We start from the raw sequence: 26,191 nt of genomic DNA, 5'->3' as shown, positions 1-26,191 counted from the left end.
TCGGTGCGCGAGCGTAAAGAAGCGGTTCGAAAATGTGAGGTGTTGGGTGCAGGCGGTAGAATGGAAAGTATGTCCAACGCATCCTCGTTCTTCTTGACGACTCCCATTTTCTACGTGAACGACGCCCCTCATATCGGGCACGCCTACACGGAGGTCGCTGCGGACGTCCTCGCGCGCTGGCACCGTCAGGCAGGTGACGACACCTGGTTCCTGACCGGCACTGACGAGCACGGCCAGAAGATTCTGCGCACGGCGACAGCAAATGGCGTTGAACCGAAGGAATGGGCGGATCGCCTGGTCGAGTCGGCATGGAAGCCGCTGCTCGACACGATCAACATCTCAAATGATGATTTCATCCGCACAACGGACAAGCGACACGAAGAGGGTGTCGCGAGGTTCCTGCAGAAACTCTATGACGACGGTCACGTGTACGCTGGCGAGTTCGAGGCGCTGTACTGCGTTGGCTGTGAGGAGTTCAAGCCAAAGAGTGAGATCGTCGACGGCGAAGGCGCATTCGAGGGTGAGAAGGTGTGTGCGATTCACTCCAAGCCTCTCGAGCTTCTGCAAGAGAAGAACTACTTCTTTAAGATGAGCGCGTTCCAGGATCGACTGCTCGCACTCTACGAGGAGCGCCCCGATTTCGTTCAGCCAGCGAGCGCACGTAACGAGGTCATTGCATTTGTGCAGCAGGGGCTCGAGGATCTTTCAATTTCGCGCACCTCATTCGACTGGGGAATTCCCATTCCGTGGGACTCCTCGCACGTCACCTATGTCTGGTTTGACGCGTTGCTGAACTATGTAACGGCAACCGGATATGGCGTGGACGAGGCTGAGTTCAGCCGTCGTTGGCCTGCAACCCACATCGTCGGTAAAGATATCCTTCGATTCCACGCGGTGATCTGGCCTGCGATGCTCATGGCAGCAGGTCTTGAGGTGCCTGCGAACGTGTTCGCGCACGGCTGGCTCCTTGTCGGTGGTGAAAAGATGTCGAAGTCGAAGCTCACCGGTATCGCGCCGAACGAGATCACCGATACCTTCGGCGCAGACGCGTTCCGTTACTACTTCATGCGCGCGATTTCCTTCGGACACGATGGTTCGTTTAGCTGGGAAGATCTCGACGCTCGCTACCATGCAGAGCTCGCAAACGGCTTTGGTAATCTTGCGAGCCGCACGCTCGCGATGACCCGCAAGTACTTCGGTGGGGTGGTACCTGAGCCAGGCGTGGAAGAAGACGCAGACATTGCGATCCGTGAGCTGGCAGCGCGCGTGGCCACTGAGGCTGATGCATCAATTGAGAAGTTCATGATCCACGATGCGCTCGCATCGGTTTGGCAGTTGGTTGACGAACTCAATGGGTACATCACCCTGCAGGAGCCCTGGGTGCTTGCAAAGGATGACGCGAAGCGTGATCGTCTTGCGCGCGTGCTCTACACGGTGAACGAGGGACTGCGCGCGCTCGCAGTGCTGCTTTCGCCGGTCATTCCAGCTGCAACAGAGAAGCTCTGGCACGCACTGGGCGCCGAAGAGGCCCTGGGGGCACTCGTTGACCAGCCGCTGCGTGAAGCCGGCAACTGGGGCCTCATCGCCCCAGGCACCGAGCAGCACCCGCTCGCTGTGTTGTTCCCGCGTATCGAAACGGATGCAGCGAGCGAGTGAGTCAAGCGAAAACCGGTTCACGGGGCGAGCTGCCAGCGATTCCTGAATCGTTGCCGCTCCCGGTGTACGACAACCACACTCACCTTGAATTTGAGTATGGCTTTACCGTTCTTGAACCAGATGACGCCCTCGCACGCGCAGCTCAGGCTGGCGTGCGGGGTATCGTCCAGGTTGGCACTGACCTGGAGTCGAGCCGGTGGAGTGCCGCCTTGGCCGCGCGCGACAAGCGGGTGCTCGCAGCGGTAGCTCTGCATCCGAACGAGGCGCCGGAACTTGCCGAACAGGGGCAGCTGTGCACGCAGCTCTCCGAGATCTCGCGACTCGCTGCGGAGCCTCGCGTTCGAGCAGTTGGTGAGACAGGCCTTGACTTCTTCCGAACAGGAGAAGACGGACGGGCTGCTCAGTACGAGTCGTTTGAAGCGCACATTGATATTGCCAAAGCGAACAACATCGCGATGCAAATTCACGATCGCGACGCGCATGATAAGGTCGTGGCAACACTCAAACGCGTCGGCGCTCCAGCGGGGACTGTTTTCCACTGTTTCTCTGGTGGAACCGAGCTTGCGAAGATCTGCAACGATAATGGATGGTACATGTCGTTCTCTGGAACGATGACATTTAAGAATGCCCCGGCCTTGCGCGATGCACTCGCGATCGCGGATCCCAAGCTCGTGCTTGTTGAGACGGATGCACCGTTTCTCACGCCAGAGCCCTTCCGCGGGCGACAGAACGCACCGTACCTCATGCCGTACACGGTGCGTCGCATGGCAGAGGTGCTGGCCCAGCCCCTCGATGAACTGTGCGCACTACTTGTAGCGAATACCGAGCGAGTGTATGGCTCGTGGGAAGAGACTGAAGATGAGTGAGCGACTGCTCGGCCCCGCTGAGGTGCGTGAACTGGCTGAACGGCTCGACGTTTCGCCAACGAAAAAGCTTGGCCAGAATTTTGTCATTGACCCGAACACTGTGCGAAAGATCGTTCGTCTCGCTGGCGTCGAGGCAGGGGACCGGGTTATCGAGGTCGGTCCTGGGCTCGGCTCGCTGACGCTTGGCATTACCGAGGCTGGCGCAGATGTCACTGCGGTTGAGATCGATCCGCGACTTGCAGCAGAGCTTGGCGCGACGATCCGCACTATGCAGCCCGAAGTCTTCGCTAACGAAGGGGCGCCACGTTTTCGCGTCATTCGCAGTGATGCGCTTGACGTGACAGCTGAGACGTTTGCTGATCTGCCAGCACTTGAGCGTCTCGTCGCGAACTTGCCGTACAACGTCTCAGTCCCGATCCTCATGCATCTGCTTGAACTGCTGCCGAGCCTGCGTTCGGGGCTCGTCATGGTGCAGGCGGAGGTCGGCTACCGTATCGCGGCGAAGCCCGGCTCGAAGGAATACGGTGCGCCGAGCGCAAAGGCCGCCTGGTACGGCGACTGGAGCATCGCCGGCACCGTGAGCCGTCGTATCTTCTGGCCGGTACCCGGCGTAGATTCTGTACTTGTGGGCTACCAGAAGGCAGCCGAGCCAATGGGGAGTGAAGCTGAGCGCGAGCTCACCTTCGCCCTGATTAACGCGGCGTTCGGTCAGCGACGCAAAATGATCCGTCAGTCCTTGCAGGCCGTGCTTGGCAACATGGAAGCAACAACGGCAGTGATCGAACGTGCCGGAATCGCGCCGACGATTCGCGCCGAACAGCTCAGCACGGTTGATTTCCTCGCAATCGCACGCGCCGTTACGCGCGATGCGTAACTCTGGCCTCACGTGCGCTAGCGTTGGCTTATGTTGACCACTCAGCGACGGTCTATCACCGTACGAGCTCCCGGAAAGATCAATGTCTTCTTCCGGGTCGGCTGCTTGCAGAAGGACGGCTACCACGACGTAGCGTCGCTGTACCAGGCAGTCTCCCTGTTTGAAGAGGTTACTGCGACGTACGCAGACGACTTTTCGGTGAGCTTTGGTGGTCCGATCGATGTACAGGCGCTTGAAGTCGATGATTCGAATCTTGCGATCCGCGCCGCAAAACTGTTGGCAGAACGCACCGGTTATACCGGCGGCGTGAAGCTTGCCATCATCAAGCGTGTGCCCATCGCTGGTGGCATGGGAGGCGGATCCGCTGACGCGGCTGCAACGCTGCTTGCGTGCGACGAGCTTTGGGGGACTGGCCTTGGCCGCGCAGGTCTGCTTGAACTCGCAGCTGAGCTCGGGGCGGATGTACCCTTCGCGCTTGAAGGTGGCACCGCTGTTGGTACCGGTCGCGGCGATCAGCTGAGTCCCGCTCTTGCGCAGGGCAGTTTCCACTGGGTACTTGCGCTGTCTGATCTCGGATTGAGTACGCCAGAGGTGTACCGCATGCTTGATACGCATCGTGATGATCATCTGAGCACGCTGGGTCCGCAGCCGGAGTACGTCAAGGTTGAGACGGCAGTCTTGCAGGCTGTGCGGATCGGTGACCCAGAATCGCTCGCCGATTCCATGCACAACGACTTGCAGGCAGCCGCCCTCCGTTTGGCCCCCGAACTCACCGAACTTCTGGAACTTGGCGAATCGCACGGAGCGCTCGCAGGCATCGTGTCAGGTTCTGGCCCGACAATCGCGTTCTTGGCACACGATGCGCAGTCGGCCGCTGAACTCTGTGGTGTGTTGACGCGTCGGGGGATCCGGGCATTGACCGCAACGGGGCCAGTTCCCGGCGCTCGCGTCATCGAATAGGCGCCACCGCCACGCCCCACCCAAGGAATTCGTCACAAGACCGGGAATACCTCACCCCGAGCATGCGTTGCATCACGTGTGAGCGAAAAGATTCGTGTAGACATTTGGTCCGACATTGCATGCCCCTGGTGCTACATAGGGAAGCACAGGTTCGAGGCGGGTGTCGCGGCGTTCAAAGCCAACAATCCCGAGGTGGAGTTCGAAGTTGAGTCGCACAGCTTTGAGCTGGCTCCCGATACACCACTCGATTTCGTTGGCAACGAGATTGACTTCCTGGTGAAGCACAAGGGAATGCCTCGTGCGTCTGTCGAGAGCATGCTCGGACAGATGACTGGACTCGGCAACGACGAGGGCATCAGCTTCAACTTTGACAACATTCAGCACGTGAACACGGCGCGTGCGCACCGTGCACTGCACTTCGCAAAGGAAAACGGCCTGCAGCATGAGCTGCTTGAACGTCTCTTCCGTGCCTACTTCACCGATGGCGAGAACCTGTCAGATGTCGACGTTATCGCGCGTCTTGCGAGCGAGGTCGGGCTCGACGCAGACGGCGTGCGTGCGGCGTTGAACGATGAGGCGTACGCTGAAAAGGTACAGACAGACATCAACCGTGCACGTATGCTCGGCGCAAACGGTGTGCCGTTCTTCCTCATTAACCAGAAGTACGGCATCTCGGGCGCACAGGCAGCTGACGCCTTTGCCGGCGCGTTCGATCAAGTCATGCAGCTCGAACGCGAAGCCCAGTAACCGTTTCAGTTCTATTTTCACAAGGAGACACCAATGAGTGACACCAAGCAGAACTTCATCCCGGCGCCCGAAGCAGAGGCCGAGGCAACGACTGACGCCTCGAATTTCGGTGCTGCCGGGCTCGCTGACGCAGAGACTCGCGAGATTCTCAACCTTCTCGGCACGAACGTCGAGGGCGCTGGCTCGTGCTGTGGCGGATCCTGCTGCAGCTAGTCAATCGCGTTCGAATTTCGCCGCACGAGCCTGCATCGGCTCGTGCGGCGTTTTCATTGCCGCGACCGGCCTAAACTGGAGGAGCTATGGCACATCTTTTGGGGGCCGAGGCCCTACACCTCGAAGTACCGACCAAGGTCATTTTTGACTCGGTGACGCTCGGCGTTGCTGAAGGCGACCGAATCGGCATCGTTGGACGCAACGGTGACGGCAAATCATCGCTGCTCATGATGCTCGCAGGACGACGGAAGCCCGACTCTGGTCAGGTGACGATGCGTGGCGGCACGACGATCGGCGTGCTCGATCAGGCAGACAGCTTCGACGCGGGCGAGACCGTTGGTCATGCAATCGTTGGTGACCGTCCTGAATATGAGTGGGCTGGTGATCCGCGCGCCCGCGACGTGATCGCTGGCCTGGTTTCTGACTTGCCGTGGGAAGCTCCAATCTCCTCGCTGTCGGGTGGTCAGAGTCGTCGTGTCGCGCTCGCTCGTCTGCTCGTCGGCGACCATGAGATGTTGTTCCTTGATGAGCCAACAAACCACCTCGATGTCGAGGGCATCGCCTGGCTTGCTGAACACCTCAAGCGCCGCTGGCCGCGTGGCCAGGGTGCGTTGCTCGTCGTGACCCACGATCGGTGGTTCCTCGACGAGGTGTGCACGACCACCTGGGAAGTGCACGATCGTATTGTTGAGCCTTTCGAAGGTGGCTACGCAGCATATATTTTGCAGCGCGTTGAACGCGATCGCCAGGCGGCAGTTGTCGAGCAAAAGCGACAGAACCTTGCTCGCAAGGAACTGGCGTGGCTGCGACGAGGCGCACCGGCGCGCACAGCGAAGCCAAAGTTCCGCATCGATGCGGCGAACGAACTCATCGCTGACGTTCCGGAGATTCGCGACAAGGTGTCACTGCAGTCCATGGCGGTGAGTCGTCTTGGCAAGGAAGTGGTGAACCTCCTTGACGCTGGAGTGTCATACGACGACGTGATGACGGGCGATGAGCGTGTCATTCTCAAGGACGTCGAATGGCGCCTTGCTCCGGGGGAGCGCACCGGCATTCTCGGTGTGAACGGCGCGGGTAAGTCGACCCTCCTCGGCCTGATCTCGGGCACAGTAGAGCCGACCGCCGGCACTGTGAAGCGCGGAAAGACCGTGCAGGTCGCGACGCTCACGCAGCGTCTTGACGAGTTGGCGGATCACCAGAACGAACCCGTGCGTGAAGTCATTGGGCGGCTGCGCTCAAACTTCACCGTCGGAAGTGGTTCAAAAGCTCAGGAGCTTTCACCAGGCCAGCTACTCGAGCGCATGGGGTTCACGAATGCCCAGCTTTCGACGCCCGTCAAGGACCTCTCGGGAGGTCAGAAGCGTCGTCTACAGCTCCTCATCATTCTGTTGGAGCAGCCGAACGTACTGATCCTTGATGAACCGACGAACGACCTTGACACTGACATGCTTGCTGCGATGGAAGACCTGCTCGATTCGTGGCCCGGCACGCTGCTCGTGGTGTCGCACGACCGTTACTTCCTTGAGCGCGTGACGGATCAGCAGTATGCAATCTTTGACCAGACGTTGCGCCACCTCCCCGGTGGTGTGGAGCAGTACCTTGAACTGCGTGCTGCGGAAGACGCGGCAGCTGCAACGCCTGAGGGAGCTTCCACGAGCAGCACGAGCAGATCACAGGCTGCGGCCGCGCAAGCATCCACGTCGCAGCTGTCAGGCGCCGAGCGACGAACCGCTGAGAAAGAACTGTCTGCGATTGAGCGCAAGATGGAGCGGATGCAGGCAGATATTGCACGGTCACGTGATGGGCTTGCGACGCTTGACCAGACTGACTACTCACTGCTGAACGCTGAAATGGCGAAGATTACTGCCGTTGAAGCCGAGGTGGCTGCGCTCGAAGAGCGATGGCTGGAACTTTCAGAGCAGCTTGGATAGTAGGCGACTCCGTGCCTGCGGGTGTGGTTCGTCATCGATGTAGTCGCTCCCAAACTGCAATGGTAAACGTGTGTGGGGCCGGTGTCACTGAGTGAACACCGGCCCCACACACGTTTTCGAGGCAACCTCGAGGGCGCTGCCCTGCTGTTCTTCTTGTTAGTTCACACGACGTCGTCGGATAAGCACTGCTGCTCCACCGAGTAGGAGGACGCTCGCTGCGATAACCACTGCAATGCTGTCACCCCCGCCAGTGTTCGGAAGCGCAGGCTGGGTTGGACCAGTCGGTTTCGTCGGTTTCGTCGGTGTGGTTGGAGCTGTTGGCTTGGTCGGTTCCGTCGGGTCAACTGGGGTAACCGGCTTCTCCGGTTCCGGCGTGTAGGTGTTTGTCACGCGGACTGCCGTCGTCGTGTCTGCGCCAACGACCAGCCGTTCTGCGGTGAAGCTCGCATGGTCAAACGTGAATCCTTCGATGGTTGGGACGCGGATCTCTGAGAACGTCACGACGGTGCCACTGCGCAGGTTTTGTGCACCGGAAACGATCGTGCCGTCTGCGGGAACGGTGAATTCACGCATGTGTGGGACGCCGTCGGTGACCCAGGAAGCGACGACAGTGAAGCCCAAGCCCTTGGGTAGCTGGCGCTGCGAGACGCCTACGAGTTCCTTTTGCAGTGTGAATCCACCGGCACGTACAGCGGGGCTGTCTTCTTCGTAGGTATTGGTGACGTGCCAGGTGATGTTTGGTTCGTCGTTTTCGAGGATGGTGATGGTGTCGGCTGAGAGTTCGTGTGAGACGAAGGTGTACCCGGTGGGTGCTGTGGGGAGGTCGCCTTCGGTGAGGGTGACGACGGTTCCTGCTGGGAGTGTGACGCCTGCGGGTACGGTGGTGCCGTCGGCTGGGAGGTTATAGGTGCGAGTGCCGCCGTTCCAGGTTGCGGTGACGGGGAAGGTGGTGCCCGCGGGGAAGTCGTTGGCGGTGATGCCGGAGAGCTTCTTGGCAAGTGAGAAAGTGCCTTCGTCGACCGGGGTCGGAACATCCTCACAGGGGAAGCGGCCCTTGAACAGATTGGTGTGCAGTTCGTAGCTGCCCTGCAGCGCAGTGAAATCGTTAGCGATGACCTGGCCTTCAAACTGCTGGCCACCTGCATCCCGCGAAGGGAAGATCACGTGAGCGTTGGGTGCATAGATGGATCCGCGAACTGAGTCGGTTTTTGCGATCACCTCGACATCGCCTGTGACCGCACTGAAGTCATACAGAATGTGGCTGATACCAGCGTTGTGCGCGCTATCAATTCCCGAGTAGCCATAGGTGGGAACGGTGACTCTGCCGCCGATGACGTCGCTCTGCTTTACGGTGATGACGAGGAACGAGTCCTCTGAGTAGCCGTCGAGCGTGAACTTTTGCACGCCGTCGAAGTCAGCAAGTGTGAGCTTGCTCGGACCTCCGGGTTGAAGCGTTACCGGCTGATCGTTCCCCGCGGGCGGTGCGACAGGGATCCAATCGGTAAAGCCGGAGATCTGTTCTGCACCAGTGTCTGTCGGGAAATGCGAAAGTACGGTTCCATTCATTCCCCAGCTCTGCTGTGCAGTGGCAAGGTCATTCCACTGTTGGGACTGAGAGTCGATCTGGGGACTCTGGTTGCCGCCCGCACTGGGGAAGAACGTTGTTCCAGAATGGCCAAAGGCGGGCCCGAAAGTGTAGCCAGCCGGTGCCTGATGATTCTCAATCTTGACGCCGGCCGTTGCGTTCGTCCCGCTCGCACCCTGGGTCTTTACCTGTACGACTTTGCCAACAGAAGCAAACTCGCCAATGAGTACGCGGTTGGGTTCGCCGTCAATGGTAGGTACGTCGTAGTCTGCGCTGCCACCAGCGCCTCCGTGCAGAATGGGGTACATCGCCCCTTGCTCTCCGCGCGGGTCACCAAAGGTAGCTTTTCCGCCAACGGCAAGCGTTCCTTCGAGCTCGCTGTTTGCGAGTATTGCTGACGAGCGTACGAAGACCGTGTAGCCAGCGGTCGAGCCGATTGGGGTTGCGCCACCCATCGGGTTTGTCGGCTCGCACGCTGTCGCGTTCGGAGCCGCGATAGTCGGATCAGCCGCTGCTGGTGCTGTGATGCCGAGCATGCCTGCACCGGTAAGTGCAAGGGCAGTGATGCCGGCGAGAATACCTCGCCGTCGTCGGATAGCTGGTGGTGAAGTGCGTGCAGTGCCAAGAGCGGTGGCGGTCACGGACTCTCCCTCATATACGTGCTTTCCCCCAAAACGCGAGGTTCTGGCATGTGACGCACGTGGCACCTGGGTACCGTGCGCCTCGACCCACAGCCACGCTACCCAACAAGCATTGAAGAGGCAATGAATTTACAAAGTTATGTAAATGCTTGCGATGTGTTAGTGGTGAATGTCCCTAGAAGAGTGCAAGGGAAACACAACACCGGCCTGTCTGCGTGCGCCTTGCGCCCAGTGGGCGTGGCCGGCAGACAAGCCGGTGAAGTGTGAGGTGAGTGAGGACTACTTGGAGCTGGTGTGATCCACGTCTGCGTCGAGTTCCGCGTCATCATCCGCATCATCGTCGGCAAGGTCAAGCGGGTGTACCTGCGTCGGAATCGCGGCGGTCAGCGGACGGTTCTCCTTGATGAGCTTGCGCTTACGCAGCTGCCACAGCAGGGTGAGCAGCAGGAACCAGAATGGTGTCGCGAGGAACGGAGCGCGGGTGTCGTCGCCATACAGCAGTGTGCCAGCGATGAAGACGAAGAATGCGAGTACGAGCCATGGTGTGACGAGGCCAAAGGGCATCTTAAACTTCGAGGCCTCATGGCGCTCGGGGTACTTGCGGCGGTACACGATGTAGCTCACAACGATCGAACCCCACGTGAAGAGTACGAGGGTCGCACACATGGAAGACACGAAGGTGAAGGCCTGCACGACGTTGTCGCCAGCAAAGAGCAGGGGTACTGCAGAGAAGAGGAACACCGAGGTAAAGAACACTGCCTTTGACGGGACGCCGCGGTTGTTTACCCAAGCGAATCCGCGCGGTGCGTGGCCGTCCTTCGAGAGGCCAAAGAGCATTCGAGTGCCTGAATACAGGCCCGAGTTTGCGCTCGATGCGGCCGAAGTCAGTACGACGAGCTGAATGGCAAACGCAGCCATACCAAAGCCAGCAAGCGACAGCGTTGTAACGAACGGGCTCTTTTCTGGGTCGATCTGGTCCCACGGAGTGATGCTCATGATGACGCCGAGCGCCAAGACGTAGAAGAGCATGATTCGCACAACGATCGAGTTGATCGCCTTTGGCAAGTTCTTGCGGGGGTTCTCAGTTTCAGCAGCAGCAGTACCGACGAGTTCAACGCCGATGAAGGAGAAGATACCCATCTGGAAGCCGAGTACGAAGCCGCTCGCGCCCATGGGGAACATGCCGCCGTGCTCCCACAGGTTCGTGACTGATGCGGTGTTGCCTGACGGTGAGGTGAAGCCCATAACAATGAGTACGAGGCCAACCGCAATGAGGCCGAGGATCGCAACAATCTTGATAATCGCGAACCAGAACTCGGTCTCGCCGAAGAACTTTACGGGCTGCAGGTTGAGAAGCAACAGGACGCCGGCCGCGATGAGCGCCGGAAGCCAAGCTGGAATAGCCGCGTTGAACCACTGCACATACGCCGTGATGGCGATGATGTCTGCAACGCAGGCAATGACCCAAGAGAACCAGTAGTTCCAAGAGACGAAGAAGCCGGCCCAGGGGCCAAGGAGATCCTTCGCGATGTCACCAAAGGTGTGGTAGTGCAGATTCGACAGCAGCAGCTCGCCGAGGGCGCGCATGATGAAGAAGACGAAGAAGCCGATCACCATGTATACGAAGATGATCGAGGGGCCGCTGACGCTGATGAGCTTGCCTGATCCGAGGAAGAGGCCGGTACCGATCGCGCCGCCGATTGCGATGAGTTGGAGGTGGCGGTTTTTCAGGCCACGCTGCATCTCGGTGGATGGGGTGGCCGAGTGTGACGTATTCATGACACTCCTTTGTGTAATTCAGATAAAAGTTGAGGAGTCTGGGGTTGCCGCAGCCAGCGCAGGCAACCCCAGCTCAATCACACGACGACGCGGAACGTGTCGAGTGCGGGATCGTTTGCGCCTCGGACATAGCCTGAGGCTGCGGCGGCGGTGGCGCGCAGGAAGTTCACGGCATCCTGACTGAGAATCTCGCCCGGAAGCACGTTGGGGACTCCGGGAGGATACGCCGCGAGCGGATCAGCCGAAACTCGACCGACCGCGTCCTGGTAGGAAACGGTTTCTACGGTACCAAAGAATGCCTCGTCGAGTCCCATTGCGCGTTCGCAGCTTGGGGGCAAGCTGAAGGGGCGCTCGGGTTCGATATCAGCCTCGGGCAATGCCTGCAGTGAGTTCCAGAACCGGTCAACATCGAGCGGCGACGTTGCGCCGATGAGCAGCAGCAGCGCTGACGGAGTGGAGAGCTCGCAGTAGATGCGGTGATCGCTGAGCAACAGTGAGTGCGCTTCATCGCCGCGAATGCCAGCGCCACGGGTATCAATCGCGACCTTCAGCGGGTCAATTGCGATTGTGCCGGGGCTTGCCAGAATATCCGGGGTGGCGTCACGGTAGCGGCGATCGTTCTTGATCCGCGTCCGAATTTCGTTCGCAGATGCAATGGCGACTCCGACGCGCTCCTGGTTGAGGACAATGTTTCGGCGCGCCTCATCGATCGATGCAAGCAAGAGGGCACTCGTGCTTGTCGACTGATGCGAGCGAACAACGCGGTCAGTGAGTGACTCAAGCTGCTCGGCAAACGGGCCATGCCCGAGCTGCAGCATCGCGGACTGGGTCAATGAACCGACAGCCTTGTGCGTGCTCGAGACCACAAGATCGGCACCGAGTCGTGCTGCGTTGACCGGAAGCTCGGGGTGCAGACCGAAGTGGGAGCCCCAAGACTCATCAACGATGAGGGGAACACCGTGCTTGTGGGCGACCTCGGAAATTGCGGCGATGTCTGAGACTGCGCCGAAGTAGCTTGGCGACACAATAAAGACTGATGACGCCTGCGGGTTCTCGGTGAGCGCCTCTTCAACCTGCTCGGCGGTCACACCGTGGTTGGAGCCGAGGCCGGTGTCGACAAAGCCGTGTACGAAGTGCGGCGTAATACCAACGCGGGCGATACCGTCAATCACGCTAGAGTGCATGCTGCGCTGGACAACAATCTCGGTGCCGAGGCCACGTGCAACGCTTGTCGCAATGTGATTGCCGCCTGAAGCGCCAGTGGTGATGAACCAGGTACGTGATGCGCCCCACGCCTCTGCGGCAAGCTCCTGTGCCTGCGTGATCGGTGTGACGCGACCCGGGGTCATGAGGTGCCAGGTTTCCTGATCGATACTGCTGAAGAGCATCGGGAAGTCGAGTGTGAGTGCGTGCTCGCCGACGAGCGAAGCGACGCCGGGCACATTCTCTGCCTTGGCCTGGTGGCCAGGAACGTGAATGCGCTGCCAGTCCTGCTGCGCGAGCGAGCGCAGCGCGTCTGCATAAGGGGTGACTGAGTGGCGTTCGATGAACGCGGATCGGTCACCTGAGGTGTCTGAGTCTTGCATTGCCATGCAAGCAGATTCTCACCTTGCGGAGACGCACGGAATATCAGACACCCTGAGGTCGGTGTAATACTGTCTATGACATAGGCTTGTCTTGTGATGAATCTTCAACAATTTCGCGTGCTGATCGCAGTGCGCGACACCGGCAGCCTGACTCGGGCAGCTGAGGCACTGAACTATGGCGTGCCGACCGTGGCGCACCATTTGCGTGCGCTTGAGGCACACCTGCAGGCACCCCTCGTGGAACGCGGGCGTGCGGGAACGACGCTCACACCACTTGGCGAATTCTTTGCGGCAGAGATCGCGTCGGTACTTGCCCGCCTTGACGCGGCAGAACGAGCAGTGGCTGATCGACGTGACGCGGGTGTCGTCACGCTCCGGGTCGGCACGTTTGCATCGATCGGCTCACGACTGTTGCCGCCAGCCATGGCCGAGTTGCAACAGCGAACCTCGGTGCGGATCGAGATCACGGAGGGCGAGCCGACCGAGATCGTACGGCTGCTCCGGGCAGGTGATCTGCATGCCGGAATCATCTATGACACCTCTGATGAACCAGCCTTCGAAAGCCCAGACCTCAGCTCGCTGCCACTGCTCTCCGAGCCGTACCGTGTGCTTGTCGGCGAGGGGAGTGAATGGGCCAAGCGCGGCATGCTTGACCTCACCGAGCTGACTGACGTGGGCTGGATGCTGAGCCGTGCAAGCGACGAAGCGTCTGATCGAGTGCTGAAACGTGTATTCGGAGGCATCGGCAGTGAGGTCCGTGCGCTGGTGCGCACGGATGACGCGTACATGATCCACGGTCTTGTTGAATCGGGGCTCGGGCTCGCGTTGACCACACGAGCCGCGGTTGATCTTGACTTCGACGTAGACCTTCGCGCCACGGTCCAGCCGCTCGGCGATCGCCGCGTATCCTTTGTGACTCGCAGCGACGGAGCGCCACCAGCGACTGCATGGCTTGGCGAGATTATGCAGCGGATCGCGGCTGCTCGATCCGCGCCTCCCGCAATGCACCCATCACGCGGTGGTGAGTTGCCCGGCAACCTCGAACGTACCAACTTGTGACGCGGTGTTCGCAGGCAAATGTCGTGAACACGCGTAAATGAACGCGATTCGTCGCATTCGTTCCAACTGTGGAACACTTATCCCAATCTCACCGTCGAGTAGGAGGCGAAATGACCAAGTTCGAGATTGTCGAAGCGTCGATCGAGGATGTGCTGGGTGCGCTCAGTGCAGGAACTACCACCAGTGTGGAACTCGTTCGCGCATCGTTATCGCGAATTGAAGCGTATGACACGGGCGATGACGGCCTGCACGCGGTTGTCGTTATGAATCCCGATGCGCTTGCACAGGCAGAGGAATCGGATCGCCGTTGGGCCGCCGGAACTGCGCGTCCGCTCGAGGGAGTGCCGTTCACCGTTAAAGACTCGTACATGGTGAAGGGCCTGACGGTCGCGTCAGGTTCACCGGCGTTCGAGCACCTCACCGCGCAATGGAACGCGTTCTCGGTTGAGAAGTTGCTCGAAGCTGGCGCTGTGCTCATCGGCAAGACCAATATGCCGCCCATGGCCGATGGTGGCATGCAGCGTGGCGTCTACGGTCGCGCCGAAAACCCATATAACCGTGAGTACCTCGCAGCTGCGTACGCCTCCGGCTCGTCGAATGGATCCGGCGTTGCAACAACGACGAGCATGGGCGTGTTCGGCATGGGCGAGGAAACCGTGTCTTCGGGCCGTAGCCCTGCATCGAACACTGGGCTCTGTGCATACACGCCGTCCTGGGGCGTCCTGTCGATTCGCGGCAACTGGCCGTTGTTCCCCGCACGTGACGTCGTGGTGCCACACACCCGTTCCATGCCAGACATGCTCCGACTGCTCGACGTGCTCGTCCAAGACGACGAGAACACTCGCGGTGACTTCTGGCGCAACCAGTCTGCAGTAGCACTCCCCAAGCCGAGCGAGCACCGTCCCGAAAGTTATCTTGCGCTCGCCGCAGACGCTTCGCTTGCTGGAAAACGCTTCGCAATTCCGAAGATGTACCTCGGCAAGGACCCGAACTTCCCAATTGAGGTGCGACCTTCGGTGCTCGCACTTTGGGAGAACGCACGTCAGCGCTTTGAAGAGCTTGGTGCAACGGTCGTCGAGACAGATTTCCCGCTGATCGAACGCTACGAGGGAAACCGCCCAGGGCAAGAAAACGTCGGCGAGCTCGGTGTACTGCCCGACGGCTGGATGGACACCGAATTCACTGACTTCCTCGCCTTTGGCTGGGATGACTTCCTGCGTGCGAACGGCGATCCGACGATCCCGAATCTCGGTGAGGTCGACCCTGACACGATCTTCCCGCAGCCTCCTGGCACCCTGCCTGATCGCTACGAAGAAGTCGAAGACTATGCGAATCGTTACCGTGCGACCGTCGCTTACGCACGTGCGGGAATCCCTGATCCGCGCACACGTGAAGACTTCGCAAGCGGACTGCGTGCCCTCGTGCAGCTTCGTGAGGACCTCTTCGAAAAGTGGCTCACCGAGAACAACTTTGACGGTGTGGTGTTCCCTGCGAATGCAGATGTCGGTCGTGAGAACGCCGAGCGCGATATCGCTGCGGCTGACCACGCGTGGTCGAACGGTGTCTTCTTCTCGAACGGCAACTACGCGATCCGTCATCTCGGCGTGCCAACCGTGACGGTGGCAATGGGCGTCATGTCAGATATTGGCGTTCCCGTCGGACTGACGTTTGCGGGTCGTGCCTATTCTGATCCAGAGTTGCTCGCGTTTGCTGCGGCATTCGAGGCTGGCGGATCGGGATCACTCCGCCAGGCACCTGCTGCGACGCCAGCGCTGTAACGCAACACATCGCGCAACAACGGAGAGCGGGGCTGCACGAGGAAAACCTTCGTGCAGCCCCGCTCTGTGCTGTGGTGACGAGTGATCACCACGGTGCGTGCCCGATGGTTGGTTACACGCTTTCGCTGATCTTGATGGGCTCGGTGATCGGTTCGTAGCGGTCAATACTCTGCCCAAGCTTGCGCAGCAGCGCGGCGAGTCGTTCACGCTCCCCGCGCGACACGCCGCCGAGCATGCGTTCCTCTGCATCGGTGAGGCGCGTCATTGCGGCATCGACGAGCGCGAGGCCGTCAGTGGTCATCTCAACGAGAACACCGCGGCCATCGTTCGGGTCAGTGAGACGACGAACAAGACCGCGCTCGGCCATGCGATCAATTCGATTCGTCATCGTTCCGCTCGACACCATGGTCGCTCGCACAAGAAGCTTTGGACTTTGGCGGAACGGCGCGCCGCTTCGGCGCAACACCGAGAGCACGTCAAATTCCCAAGAGCTGAGACCTGATCGCTCAAACGCTTGTGCGCGAGCTCGATCGAGGTGCTTTGCAACGCGAGAAAGGCGAGAAAACACCGCGAGGGGACCGAAATCCAGGTCTGGACGAGCGTCCGTCCAGGCGCGAATGATCCCTGAAACTTCGTCCTGTGCGTGCATAATCTCTATTATCCCCGCAACACGGTGCACGCGCATGTTCGTTTTCTGGCAGACTATAACGCGTGCATTTCGCACGGTCCGCCTTAGTGTAATGGCAGCACGACAGCCTTTGGAGCTGTGAGGTTCAGGTTCGAATCCTGGAGGCGGAGCGACCAGGGTAAACTGGTGGGTGCAGTTTGGTGCTCGGTGGGCGCCAAGCGGCTGCAATAACACGTTGAACGGCATTCCGGTTAGGGAAGGACCAATCAGTATGGCAGAGCACTCGCTCGCGGTCATTATTCTTGCAGCGGGTCAGGGTACCCGCATGAAGTCGACGCTTCCGAAGGTGCTGCACCCGATTGGCGGTCGTTCACTGATCGCACACGTGCTCGACACCGCGGCCGGTCTGCAGCCTGAACAGGTGATTGCGGTCGTACGTCACGAACGTGAACGTGTTGCTGGCGCGATTCTTGAGCATGCTGGCGCGACCGTCATTGTTGACCAGGACGAGGTGCCTGGTACGGGTCGTGCGGTCGAGCAGGCGCTTGCCGCGCTTCCTGCAGAGTTTGACGGCACTGTCGTTGTGCTGTCGGGCGACGTGCCACTGATCGACGTGGCGACTCTTGAATCGCTGGTTTCTGGTCACCGTGAGCAGGGTCGTGAGATGACGATCCTTTCGGCAATCTTTGAGAACCCGACTGGCCTGGGTCGTATTCTTCGCGACGCAAGCGGTGCAATGACCGGCATCGTTGAAGAGAAAGACGCGACTGACACGCAGCGGAAGATCACGGAGATCAACGGCGGTATCTACGTCTTCGCTCGCCGGTCACTCGAGGCCGCTCTCGCGCAGATCGATACGAACAATGCCCAGGCCGAAAAGTACCTCACTGATGCTGCTGATCGCATTCTTGCTGGTGGCGGACGTGTTGACGCGGTATCAACGCGTGATCACTGGCTGATCGCTGGCGTCAATGACCGCGTGCAGCTGTCTGCGGTTGGCCGCGAGCTGAATGCGCGCACCGTTGAGGCGCATCAGCGTGCAGGTGTCACAATTCAAGACCCGACGACGACGTGGATTGACGCTGATGTTTCGATCGACGCTGACGTGGTGATTTTGCCGAATACCTATCTCAAGGGTGCAACGTCGATCGCGTCGGGTGCTGAGATTGGCCCTGACACCACGCTGGTTGACTGCGAGGTTCGTGAGGGCGCGCGGATCCGTCGCAGCGAAGTCACGCTTGCTGTCATCGGCGCCGGTGCTGAGGTCGGTCCCTTCAGCTTCATTCGTCCAGGTACTGAGCTCGGCAACAAGGGCAAGATTGGCGCGTTCGTTGAAGTGAAGAACTCGCAGGTCGGCGACGGCAGTAAGGTTCCTCACCTGAGCTACATTGGCGATACTGAAGTTGGAGACGGCAGCAATGTTGGTGCTGGAACTATCGTCGCGAACTATGACGGAGTGAACAAACACCGCACGGTCATCGGCGACGCAGTGCGTATCGGTTCCAAGAATGTACTTATTGCGCCCGTGACAGTCGAAGCAGGCGCATACACCGCCGCTGGCACTGTTGTACGGAAGGGAGTTCCTGCAGGTTCTCTCGCGATGAGTGTCGCCCCTCAGCGAAACATCGCTGGTTGGGTAGCCGAAAATAGGTCAGGTACAGCTTCCGCAGAAGCGGCAGAACGAGCAGAACATGCGAAGGGCAGCGTAGAGTAACTCACATGAGCAAAATCGAGATGGCGGGTCAGAAGAAGCTCGTCTTGATTACGGGTCGGGCATACCCCGAGCTCGCGGAGCAGGTAGCCGCAGAGTTGGGAGCAGAGCTTGTTCCCACCGACGCACGTACCTTTGCGAACGGCGAACTGTACGCACGTTTCGATGAGAGCGTTCGTGGTGCTGACGCGTTTGTTATCCAGTCGCACACGAACCCGATCAACGAATGGCTGATGGAACAGCTCATTATGGTTGACGCTCTGAAGCGTGCTTCTGCGAAGCGTATTACCGTAGTTGCTCCGTTCTACCCTTACTCACGCCAGGACAAGAAGGGTCGCGGTCGCGAGCCTATCTCGGCACGCCTCGTCGCTGACCTGTTCAAGGCCGCTGGCGCTGACCGCATTATGTCGGTCGACCTGCACGCATCGCAGATCCAGGGCTTCTTTGACGGCCCGGTTGACCACCTGTTTGCGATGCCGGTGCTGCTTGAGCACTTCAAGAAGACGATCGATCGCGATGATCTGTGCGTCGTCTCGCCTGACATGGGCCGTGTCCGTGTTGCCGATGTGTGGAGTGACAAGCTCGATGCGCCGCTCGCGATCATTCACAAGCGTCGTGACCCGCTGGTTCCGAACCAGGTCACCGTTCACGACATCGTTGGTGACGTGAAGGACAAGTGGTGCGTGGTTGTCGACGACATGATTGACACCGGTGGAACGATCGCGAAGGCTGCTGGCGCTCTCAAGGCAAACGGCGCTCGTGGCGTGACCATCGCTTGTACTCACGCAATCTTCTCGGGCAAGGCTACCGAGTACCTTTCGCAGGACTTTATTGATCAGGTTGTCGTCACTGACACCCTCCCAGTTCCTGAAGAGAAGCGTTTCGACAAGCTCACGGTGCTTCCGATTGCACCGCTGCTCGCAAAGGCAATTCACGAGGTCTTTGAGGACGGCTCAGTGACTTCGATGTTCGAGGGCGCTGCGTAAAGCGTCTCGAACACTTCACAACCCGGCACACCGCAAGGTGTGCCGGGTTTTTGTGTATTGGCGGAGAGTTCTTCTTGCACGCATGAAAATAGTTGCTTTTGGCAACTATCGGAGTAGTCTCGTAGATATGGAGACAACATCGCGTGACCAAGTAGTTCGAGAGCTTCTTGAAGCTGTCGTCACTTTGGTACGGCAGTGGAACTCAGACACCACCCAGCTGGCGTATGCGCGCGAGCTGGGTTTTGACGTTTCGGCGAATGATGTGCGGGCGTTGTATTCCATGGGGATTGCTGGGGGAGAACTGCGTCCTGCGGAGTGTGCAACGCACCTCGGGCTCACGCGGCCAACAACCAGCAAACTGCTTGCGCGTCTTGAAGCGGCCAGCCTGGTAGAGCGCACCCGCTCGTCCCTTGATGGGCGCTCCATTGTTGTCTCGCTGACCGAGGCCGGGGCGGCAATGTATGCAGCTCTTGTTGAAGCTGGCGTAGATCGAGTCGCGCAGGCGACGAAAGAAATGACTTCCGCTGAGATTGCACAGGTCTTGGCGGTTGCAAGCAATCTCGTACAGGGGTTGAGCGATTAGGCCAAACAGCTACGTGGCTGCTTGGTGGGCCCCAGGCGGGGCAGGCAAGCGTTATTTACTAAGGAGAAAATCATGGCACGTACATATGTTGTGACGGGTTCGGCTTCGGGTATCGGTGCGGCTACTGCGAAGACGCTTCGTGATCGAGGTGATCGCGTTATCGGTATTGATCTGCGTGATGCTGAGGTTGCAGCTGACCTCTCCACGTCCGCGGGTCGCGCAGACGCTGCTGCTCGCGCAATTGAGCTCTCGGGTGGCGTCATTGACGGTGTCATTGCGTGTGCCGGTATTTCGGCCCCGATCGCAAAGACGGTTTCAATCAACTACTTCGGCGTGACTGAGCTGCTTGAACAGTTGGTTCCTGCGTTGCAGAAGTCGGACGCTCCGCGCGCTGCCGTGGTATCTTCCATGGCCTCACTCCAGGCGAACTCTGCGGAGCTTGTTGCCGCGCAGCTCGCGGGTGACGAGGCGAAGGCGCTTGAGATCGCTGAGACCTTTGTCGTACAAGGCCCCGAGGTCGGATACATTACGTATCCGTCGTCAAAGCGTGCGCTCGCTCGTTGGGTACGTCGTGAGTCGATCACGCCGACCTGGGCCGGCAATGGCATCGCATTGAACGCGGTGGCTCCAGGTACCGTCATCACTCCGATGACCGAGCAGCTCCTTGCAACGCCCGAAGGGCGTGCGATGGTCGACGCGAATGTTCCTATGCCGCTGAACTATCACCAGCCCGCACAGTCAATCGTTGACGTACTCGTGTGGCTTACCAACGTGGAGAACACACACATGGCGGGCCAGGTCATTTACTGCGACGGCGGTGCTGACGCCACGCTCCGCGGTGACGACATCTGGTCTTGGAGCGACTAAAGCGCAAAGTCGTGTAAGATTGGTTGCTGTACTTCGGCGAGGGGCGTTCGCGCCCGTTATCGACGCGGTCACGGACCCTTCTGGGCCTGCTGCGTGTACACCACCGGCGGGTTACCGTCAGAGATACCGGGCACTTTGCCCGATAGGAAGGAAGTCCCATGACTGAGACCAACAAGCTCGTTGCAGAACTCCGCGAAAAGTTCGGTAAGGGTGCTGCTCGTCAGCTCCGCGCTGCAAAGCGTACCCCTGTCGTCGTTTACGGCCACGGCACCGACCCCGTTCACGCTTCGGTTGAGACTCACCCGCTGAGCCTCATCATCCGCCAGGCGAACTCGATCATCGACCTTGACGTCAATGGCAAGTCGACCCTCGTGCTCGTAAAGGACGTCCAGAAGGACGCAGTTACGCAGATCATCGAGCACGTTGACCTCCTCATCGTCAAGAAGGGCGAGACCGTCGAGGTTGAGGTTCCCCTGCACATGGTGGGCGAGCCGTTCTCGGGTAACAGCGCACTGCAGGATCTCAACACCATCCGCCTGAGCGTACCCGCAACCGCTATCCCCGACGCAGTCGAGGTCAGCGTTGAGGGCCTCGAGGGTGGCGCACAGGTGCTCGCAGGTGACGTTGCACTCCCCAAGGGCGCAACCCTCCTCGATCCCGCTGACCAGCTCGTTGCTCACGTCTCCGCACCTCGCGGTGGCGCAGCAGCTGAAGAAGAGGCTGCAGAGTAATTTCACACACTCCGGTGTGTGAGTGAACCCGTTGAGTGGGCCTAGGCCCACTCAACGGGTTCTTCTCGTATTTCAACCGACTCGATAGAAGCGATGCGACATGTGGTGGAGACGCCGGAAAGAGACTACAGACGTGACAACAGATAACTGGCTGGTCGTAGGACTCGGGAACCCGGGCGCGAAATATGAGGCAACGAGACACAACGTTGGGCAGATGGCGCTTGACGTGCTCGCGAATCGTATGGGCGCGAAGTTCTCACCACATAAAACGAACTCACGTGTGGCAGAGGGGCGACTCGTTCCTGGCGGGCCGAAGCTCATCCTTGCAAAGTCGAATGGCTACATGAACACCTCTGGTGGCCCGGTCTCTGCACTCGCAAAGTACTTCGACATTGCCCCAGATCGGCTGATCGTATTGCACGATGAACTCGACATTCCGTTCGACTCGATCAAGCTCAAGACCGGCGGTGGTCATGGCGGACACAACGGTCTGCGCGACATCGCGAAGGCACTTGGCACCCCTGAATTCACCAGGGTGCGGATCGGTATTGGGCGTCCTCCTGGGCAGCAGGATGTCGCTGACTTCGTGCTCAAACCGTTTGGAACTTCCGAGCGTTCGGCTCTTCCCGTATTGATTGAAGATGCCGCTGATGCGACTGAACGTGTCATCACTGATGGACTGCTCGCAGCACAACAGCGTTACCATGGTGCAACCGGGGGAGCACAGTGAGTCTGGCTGGAATCGAACGGCTTCTCGAAGCCTCACCATCATTCGCTCGTGCCCTCGAAGAGCACACGAGCGATGCAGAGTTTTCTGCACTCGAAGGGCTGCGCGCACCGTTGCTCGCTGGCCTGTTGCGTAAGCGTCGTGCTGCAGGTGATCGGGGGGCCTTGCTCGTCATCGCTGCGACGAGCCGCGAGGCTGACTCGCTACGGAGCGCCCTCGCGTCGCTTGTCCCGGAAGCGATCACCGCAGAGTTCCCCGCGTGGGAGACACTTCCGCATGAGCGTCTCAGCCCGTCAGCTGAAACGGTCGGCAAGCGCTCGGAGGCATTGCGCGTGCTGCAGTCAGCAGGGGCGGATCAGCCGGTCATCCTTGTCGCATCGGTGCGCGCTGCGCTCCAACCAATTTCGCCGCACCTGAGTAACTCACAGCCGATCGAGTTGCGCGCTGGCCAAGACTCGGTTGGGCTCGACCTCATTGCTGCTGAGCTTGTCCAGTATGCGTACACCCGTGTTGACATGGTCACGCGGCGTGGTGAGTTTGCTGTGCGCGGCGGCATTCTTGATGTATTCCCGCCGACTGCTGAGCATGCCGTCCGAGTGGATTTCTTTGGTGACGAGGTCGATCAGATCCACCGCTTTGCGGTGTCTGATCAGCGAAGTGCTGGCGATCCGCTGCCCGGAATCGATCTCTGGCCGGCCCGGGAGCTCCTCCTGACTGATGAGGTGCGTGAGCGCGCTGCGGAGCTCCTTCCGAAGTTCCCCGCGCTGTCAACGCTGCTTGAAAAGATGGCACAGGGCATCGCTGTCGAGGGTATGGAAAGCTTGCTTCCCAACCTCGTTCCCGGACTCATTCCGCTGACCGAACTGCTTCCTGCTGGCGGCGCGGTAGTCGTCGCTGCGCCCGAACGCGTCGCATTGCGTGCGGTGAGTCTGGCCGAAACAAATCGAGAGTTCCTCGAAGCTGCCTGGCACGCAGCAACGGCTGGCGGTGAGGCTCCGGTCGATACTGACAACTCTGGTCTCTTGACGATGCAGCAGTTGCGTGCAGCGTCATCGGGTCGCCCCTGGTGGAGCGTTTCGACATTCATGCAGGACGAGGCTGAAGACCTTGGCAGCGCGGTCGCGACGGATGCCGCAATCGCGGTGCACGGATCCGCCATCGCCCGACCTGCGCCTGGCGTCGAACCGACCGCAGCGATGATGCAACGTTTGAGCGAGCGTCTTGGTGAAGGCTGGGGCGCCGTTGTCGCAGCACAGGGCATTGGCTTGGTAGAGCGCGCACGAGACTTGCTGAGTGAAGCAGGTGCCGCGGCGCGGATCGTCGAGACGCTTCCTGAGGTGCTAGAAACCGGTGTCGTGCATCTCGTCACGGGTACTGCATGGCAGGGCTTTGAGAGCCCAGAGGCGAAGCTGCTGTTTGCGACAGAGGCTGAGTTCTTCGGTCGCGCGGCAGCTACGGCGGCGGTGAACAGCCAAAAGCTTCCGCGTCGTCGCGCGAAGAATGTCGTAGACCCGTTGAAGCTTGTTGCGGGCGATTTCGTTGTGCACGAGACCCACGGCATTGGTCAGTTTGTTGAACTTACCCAGCGTATGGTGCCGAGCGGTGTCGGTCGTGATGCGACGAAGGCGCTACGCGAGTACCTGGTGCTTGAGTATGCCTCGTCGAAGCGAGGGATGCCAAAGGACAAGCTGTACGTGCCGACCGATCAGCTCGATCAGTTGTCGCGGTATGTCGGCGGTGAAGCACCAGCCCTCTCAAAAATGGGTGGTAGCGATTGGTCAAACGCGAAGAAGAAGGCCCGCAAGGCCGTTCGTGATATCGCGGTGGAGCTTGTGAAGCTCTACTCCGCCCGTATGGCGGCTCCTGGGTTTGCGTTTTCGCCAGACACCCCCTGGCAGCGCGAACTCGAAGAAGCGTTCCCCTACGCCGAGACCCTTGATCAGCTCACCACCATTGACGAGGTGAAGCGTGACATGGAGCGGTCAACTCCAATGGACCGTTTGCTCGCGGGAGACGTTGGCTTCGGTAAGACGGAGGTCGCGATCCGCGCCGCGTTTAAGGCTGTGCAAGATGGCAAGCAGGTCGCAATGCTCGTGCCAACGACCCTGTTGGCGAACCAGCACTTTGAGACGTTCCAAGATCGTTTTGCTGGCTTCCCGGTCCAGCTGCGTGCTCTGAGCAGGTTCCAGACCGACGCTGAGGCGAAGGAAACGATTGAGGGACTCGCAGCAGGCACAGTTGACGTTGTCATTGGCACGCACCGACTTCTCTCCGACAAGGTCATGTATAAGGATCTTGGGCTCCTCATCATCGATGAGGAGCAGCGTTTCGGCGTCGAGCATAAAGACGCAATGAAAAAGTTGAAGACGAACGTCGATATTCTCGCGATGAGTGCGACGCCGATTCCACGAACGCTTGAGATGGCAGTGACCGGAATCCGCGAAATGTCGACCCTCGCGACGCCGCCTGAGGACCGACACCCGATTCTCACGTTTGTTGGACCCCGCAGTGACAAGCAGATTACGGCAGCCATCCGTCGTGAGCTGCTGCGCGAAGGCCAGGTGTTCTTCGTGCATAACCGTGTGTCGTCCATCGGGCGCACCGCGGCAAAGATCCAAGAACTCGTGCCGGAAGCACGCGTTGCGATCGCGCACGGCAAGCTGTCTGAGCACCAGCTTGAACAGGTGGTGCAGGACTTCTGGGAACGGAAGTTTGACGTGCTGGTTTCTACGACCATCGTTGAAACAGGTCTCGACATTGCAAATGCAAATACGATCATCATTGATCAGGCTGACAAGTACGGTCTGAGCCAGCTTCATCAGCTGCGCGGACGTGTTGGCCGCAGTCGCGAGCGTGCATACGCGTACTTCCTGTTTGATCCCGACAAGCCACTCACGGAGCATGCTCACGAACGTCTCGAGACCCTCGCGACAAACAATGAGCTTGGCTCTGGCATGCAAGTGGCGCTCAAGGATCTCGAGTTGCGTGGTGCGGGCAACCTGCTCGGCGGCGAACAGTCTGGCCACATTGCCGGGGTTGGCTTCGACCTCTACCTGCGTATGATCGGTGAAGCGGTCAACACGTTCAAGGGTGAGGACGTCACGGGTCCGACTGAACTCGTGCTTGAACTTCCCGTCGACGCGCATATTCCCGAAGATTATATTGAGAGTGAGCGCCTGCGCCTCGAGGCCTACCAGAAGTTCTCAGCGGCATCGCATCCGCAGGCACCGGAGGAGCATGTCAGCGTTGTCGTCGAAGAACTCATCGATCGATACGGCAAGCCGCCCGTCGAGGTAGAGCGCCTCGCAGCGGTTTCAGGTTTGCGCCGCCGTGCCGCACGCCTGGGGCTGTCGAAGGTCATCGCAGCGGGTACGACCCTGCGGATCGAGCCGGTCGAGCTGCCTGGCTCACGCCAGATGCGTATGCGCCGCATGTACCCAGACGGAAAGTACACCGAGTCAACGAAGCTGCTGCAGATCCCACTTCCCGGGGCTACTGCCTCGGCTCGAAGTCCGCTCGCAGGCGTCGGCCAGCGAAAGTTTGGTGACGAGCACGACATCGCGGCATGGACCGGTCGGGTGTTTGCGACATTGCTTGAGGCGGATCCGCCTGCGGCTGATACGCCGGGCACATAGGTCGCGCACCAAGGTTTCGGCGGCAGCAACACAACAGGGCCCTGGGGTGATCGATGAATCGATCACCCCAGGGCCCTGTTGATACGCGTTGGCGTGGTGAGATTAGCCTGCCGAGCAGACCGAGCCGAGAGCCTCGGCTGCCTTCATCAGCTTCTCTGAACGCTCCTGGAGATCGGCGGTAAGCTCTGCCGACTGCTCCTGCAGCTCAAGCGACTTCGCCTGGAGCTCCTCAACCTTTGCGGGGTCGCTCATGTCAGCGTTCTGCAGCGCTGCGAAGCCCGACATATCAACCGAGCCGATTGCGTCAGCCATCGAGCTGAACTCGGCGACGAAGTTATCGAGGGGCTCCTTTACCTTTTCATTGGTAACCTTCGACTGGGTCTCCTCAAGAGCGGTAATCATCGGCGCGAAAGCAGCCTTTGCGTCGACCTCCTTGCCGCTCATTGCATCGGTGAGGAATGCCTGTGCGTCGGCGTTGAAAGTCTCAGTTGCAGTAGTCATGGTGTCGTTTGCGACCTCGCACGCTGCAGCGACGCTCTGGCCGCCAGCACACGATACGAGACCGAGCGAGAGGCCTACTGCGGCGACTGCGAATGATGCGCGACGAATCGAAAAAGTCATGAAAATATATCCCTTCAGTGCACAGCA

21 protein-coding genes and 1 tRNA gene are annotated in these 26,191 nt (G+C 59.6%); 17 read left to right on the top strand and 5 right to left on the bottom strand.

The window, feature by feature from the left end:
• The first annotated feature begins 69 nt into the window (after positions 1 to 69).
• From metG to FW756_RS00730, 7 genes are all read left to right on the top strand, one after another.
• A complete protein-coding gene (gene metG, locus FW756_RS00760; protein ID WP_446428276.1) occupies positions 70 to 1,656 on the top strand; it encodes a methionine--tRNA ligase in 1,587 nt (528 codons plus the stop codon).
• On the top strand, positions 1,653 to 2,522 hold the full coding sequence (locus FW756_RS00755) for a TatD family hydrolase (protein ID WP_446428275.1): 870 nt from the start codon (positions 1,653 to 1,655) through the stop codon (positions 2,520 to 2,522). Before metG ends, FW756_RS00755 begins: the two co-directional genes overlap by 4 nt.
• Positions 2,515 to 3,396 carry a 16S rRNA (adenine(1518)-N(6)/adenine(1519)-N(6))-dimethyltransferase RsmA gene (gene rsmA / locus FW756_RS00750; RefSeq protein WP_446428274.1) on the top strand — a complete coding sequence of 294 codons (882 nt, stop codon included), beginning with the start codon at positions 2,515 to 2,517 and terminating at the stop codon, positions 3,394 to 3,396. Before FW756_RS00755 ends, rsmA begins: the two co-directional genes overlap by 8 nt.
• A 30-nt stretch (positions 3,397 to 3,426) precedes the next feature.
• On the top strand, positions 3,427 to 4,356 hold the full coding sequence (locus FW756_RS00745) for a 4-(cytidine 5'-diphospho)-2-C-methyl-D-erythritol kinase (protein ID WP_446428273.1): 930 nt from the start codon (positions 3,427 to 3,429) through the stop codon (positions 4,354 to 4,356).
• Positions 4,357 to 4,434: 78 nt separating this feature from the next.
• Positions 4,435 to 5,103, top strand: coding sequence for a DsbA family oxidoreductase (locus tag FW756_RS00740; protein WP_446428272.1), 669 nt, complete (start codon positions 4,435 to 4,437; stop codon positions 5,101 to 5,103).
• A 33-nt stretch (positions 5,104 to 5,136) separates the two neighbouring features.
• On the top strand, positions 5,137 to 5,316 hold the full coding sequence (locus tag FW756_RS00735) for a hypothetical protein (RefSeq protein WP_446428271.1): 180 nt from the start codon (positions 5,137 to 5,139) through the stop codon (positions 5,314 to 5,316).
• Between the two features lie 86 nt (positions 5,317 to 5,402).
• Complete coding sequence (locus FW756_RS00730; RefSeq protein ID WP_446428270.1) at positions 5,403 to 7,247, top strand: ABC-F family ATP-binding cassette domain-containing protein; 1,845 nt, start codon at positions 5,403 to 5,405, stop codon at positions 7,245 to 7,247.
• A gap of 156 nt (positions 7,248 to 7,403) precedes the next feature.
• Here the strand turns inward: FW756_RS00730 and FW756_RS00725 are convergent, their stop codons facing one another.
• From FW756_RS00725 to FW756_RS00715, 3 genes are all read right to left on the bottom strand, one after another.
• Positions 7,404 to 9,473 carry a collagen-binding domain-containing protein gene (locus tag FW756_RS00725; RefSeq protein WP_446428269.1) on the bottom strand — a complete coding sequence of 690 codons (2,070 nt, stop codon included), beginning with the start codon at positions 9,471 to 9,473 and terminating at the stop codon, positions 7,404 to 7,406.
• A gap of 279 nt (positions 9,474 to 9,752) precedes the next feature.
• A complete protein-coding gene (locus tag FW756_RS00720; protein ID WP_446428268.1) occupies positions 9,753 to 11,252 on the bottom strand; it encodes an amino acid permease in 1,500 nt (499 codons plus the stop codon).
• Positions 11,253 to 11,329: 77 nt separating this feature from the next.
• The gene (locus tag FW756_RS00715) at positions 11,330 to 12,844 is read right to left on the bottom strand and encodes an aminotransferase class I/II-fold pyridoxal phosphate-dependent enzyme (protein WP_446428267.1); all 1,515 of its coding nucleotides are present in this window, start codon (positions 12,842 to 12,844) and stop codon (positions 11,330 to 11,332) included.
• A gap of 90 nt (positions 12,845 to 12,934) precedes the next feature.
• On the opposite strand from FW756_RS00715, the gene FW756_RS00710 reads away from it, so the two are divergent.
• Entirely contained in the window at positions 12,935 to 13,897 is a 963-nt protein-coding gene (locus FW756_RS00710) for a LysR family transcriptional regulator (RefSeq protein WP_446428724.1), read from the top strand.
• A gap of 110 nt (positions 13,898 to 14,007) precedes the next feature.
• Complete coding sequence (locus FW756_RS00705; protein ID WP_446428266.1) at positions 14,008 to 15,675, top strand: amidase; 1,668 nt, start codon at positions 14,008 to 14,010, stop codon at positions 15,673 to 15,675.
• Positions 15,676 to 15,787: 112 nt separating this feature from the next.
• Here FW756_RS00705 and FW756_RS00700 read toward each other — a convergent pair whose 3' ends face one another.
• On the bottom strand, positions 15,788 to 16,324 hold the full coding sequence (locus tag FW756_RS00700; RefSeq protein ID WP_446428265.1) for a MarR family winged helix-turn-helix transcriptional regulator: 537 nt from the start codon (positions 16,322 to 16,324) through the stop codon (positions 15,788 to 15,790).
• 77 nt (positions 16,325 to 16,401) lie between these two features.
• Here FW756_RS00700 and FW756_RS00695 point away from each other — a divergent pair.
• The 8 genes from FW756_RS00695 (at position 16,402) to mfd (ending at position 25,543) form a co-directional block, all read left to right on the top strand.
• Positions 16,402 to 16,473 (top strand) — tRNA-Gln (locus tag FW756_RS00695).
• A 101-nt stretch (positions 16,474 to 16,574) separates the two neighbouring features.
• Positions 16,575 to 18,017: a bifunctional UDP-N-acetylglucosamine diphosphorylase/glucosamine-1-phosphate N-acetyltransferase GlmU gene (gene glmU / locus FW756_RS00690; protein ID WP_446428264.1), complete on the top strand. Its 1,443-nt coding sequence runs from the start codon at positions 16,575 to 16,577 to the stop codon at positions 18,015 to 18,017.
• 5 nt (positions 18,018 to 18,022) lie between these two features.
• Positions 18,023 to 19,000: a ribose-phosphate diphosphokinase gene (locus tag FW756_RS00685; protein ID WP_446428263.1), complete on the top strand. Its 978-nt coding sequence runs from the start codon at positions 18,023 to 18,025 to the stop codon at positions 18,998 to 19,000.
• Between the two features lie 127 nt (positions 19,001 to 19,127).
• Positions 19,128 to 19,583, top strand: coding sequence for a MarR family winged helix-turn-helix transcriptional regulator (locus FW756_RS00680; RefSeq protein ID WP_446428262.1), 456 nt, complete (start codon positions 19,128 to 19,130; stop codon positions 19,581 to 19,583).
• Between the two features lie 72 nt (positions 19,584 to 19,655).
• The gene (locus FW756_RS00675) at positions 19,656 to 20,450 is read left to right on the top strand and encodes an SDR family oxidoreductase (RefSeq protein WP_446428261.1); all 795 of its coding nucleotides are present in this window, start codon (positions 19,656 to 19,658) and stop codon (positions 20,448 to 20,450) included.
• Between the two features lie 158 nt (positions 20,451 to 20,608).
• Positions 20,609 to 21,181: a 50S ribosomal protein L25/general stress protein Ctc gene (locus tag FW756_RS00670; protein ID WP_446428260.1), complete on the top strand. Its 573-nt coding sequence runs from the start codon at positions 20,609 to 20,611 to the stop codon at positions 21,179 to 21,181.
• 100 nt (positions 21,182 to 21,281) lie between these two features.
• Positions 21,282 to 21,911, top strand: a complete 630-nt coding sequence (gene pth, locus FW756_RS00665; protein ID WP_446428259.1) for an aminoacyl-tRNA hydrolase — start codon at positions 21,282 to 21,284, stop codon at positions 21,909 to 21,911.
• Positions 21,908 to 25,543 carry a transcription-repair coupling factor gene (gene mfd, locus FW756_RS00660; RefSeq protein WP_446428258.1) on the top strand — a complete coding sequence of 1,212 codons (3,636 nt, stop codon included), beginning with the start codon at positions 21,908 to 21,910 and terminating at the stop codon, positions 25,541 to 25,543. The genes pth and mfd overlap by 4 nt, the downstream gene beginning before the upstream one ends.
• 102 nt (positions 25,544 to 25,645) lie before the next feature.
• Here the strand turns inward: mfd and FW756_RS00655 are convergent, their stop codons facing one another.
• Positions 25,646 to 26,164 (bottom strand): hypothetical protein, encoded by a 519-nt coding sequence (locus tag FW756_RS00655; protein WP_446428257.1) that lies wholly within the window; start codon positions 26,162 to 26,164, stop codon positions 25,646 to 25,648.
• Positions 26,165 to 26,191 lie beyond the last annotated feature (27 nt).

This window comes from Leucobacter sp. 1207-22 (assembly GCF_052850455.1).
This window is presented reverse-complemented; position numbering and strand designations above follow the sequence as displayed.

Bases quoted from the DNA above. Each gene is read 5' to 3' on its own strand.
- FW756_RS00700 (WP_446428265.1), bottom strand. From the start codon at position 16,324: ATGCACGCACAGGACGAAGTTTCAGGGATCATTCGCGCCTGGACGGAC.
- FW756_RS00680 (WP_446428262.1), top strand. From the start codon at position 19,128: ATGGAGACAACATCGCGTGACCAAGTAGTTCGAGAGCTTCTTGAAGCT.
- FW756_RS00730 (WP_446428270.1), top strand. From the start codon at position 5,403: ATGGCACATCTTTTGGGGGCCGAGGCCCTACACCTCGAAGTACCGACC.
- FW756_RS00745 (WP_446428273.1), top strand. From the start codon at position 3,427: ATGTTGACCACTCAGCGACGGTCTATCACCGTACGAGCTCCCGGAAAG.
- FW756_RS00675 (WP_446428261.1), top strand. From the start codon at position 19,656: ATGGCACGTACATATGTTGTGACGGGTTCGGCTTCGGGTATCGGTGCG.
- FW756_RS00720 (WP_446428268.1), bottom strand. From the start codon at position 11,252: ATGAATACGTCACACTCGGCCACCCCATCCACCGAGATGCAGCGTGGC.
- FW756_RS00735 (WP_446428271.1), top strand. From the start codon at position 5,137: ATGAGTGACACCAAGCAGAACTTCATCCCGGCGCCCGAAGCAGAGGCC.
- metG (WP_446428276.1), top strand. From the start codon at position 70: ATGTCCAACGCATCCTCGTTCTTCTTGACGACTCCCATTTTCTACGTG.
- pth (WP_446428259.1), top strand. From the start codon at position 21,282: ATGTGGTGGAGACGCCGGAAAGAGACTACAGACGTGACAACAGATAAC.
- FW756_RS00685 (WP_446428263.1), top strand. From the start codon at position 18,023: ATGAGCAAAATCGAGATGGCGGGTCAGAAGAAGCTCGTCTTGATTACG.
- rsmA (WP_446428274.1), top strand. From the start codon at position 2,515: ATGAGTGAGCGACTGCTCGGCCCCGCTGAGGTGCGTGAACTGGCTGAA.
- FW756_RS00710 (WP_446428724.1), top strand. From the start codon at position 12,935: ATGAATCTTCAACAATTTCGCGTGCTGATCGCAGTGCGCGACACCGGC.
- glmU (WP_446428264.1), top strand. From the start codon at position 16,575: ATGGCAGAGCACTCGCTCGCGGTCATTATTCTTGCAGCGGGTCAGGGT.
- FW756_RS00670 (WP_446428260.1), top strand. From the start codon at position 20,609: ATGACTGAGACCAACAAGCTCGTTGCAGAACTCCGCGAAAAGTTCGGT.
- FW756_RS00655 (WP_446428257.1), bottom strand. From the start codon at position 26,164: ATGACTTTTTCGATTCGTCGCGCATCATTCGCAGTCGCCGCAGTAGGC.
- FW756_RS00705 (WP_446428266.1), top strand. From the start codon at position 14,008: ATGACCAAGTTCGAGATTGTCGAAGCGTCGATCGAGGATGTGCTGGGT.
- FW756_RS00715 (WP_446428267.1), bottom strand. From the start codon at position 12,844: ATGGCAATGCAAGACTCAGACACCTCAGGTGACCGATCCGCGTTCATC.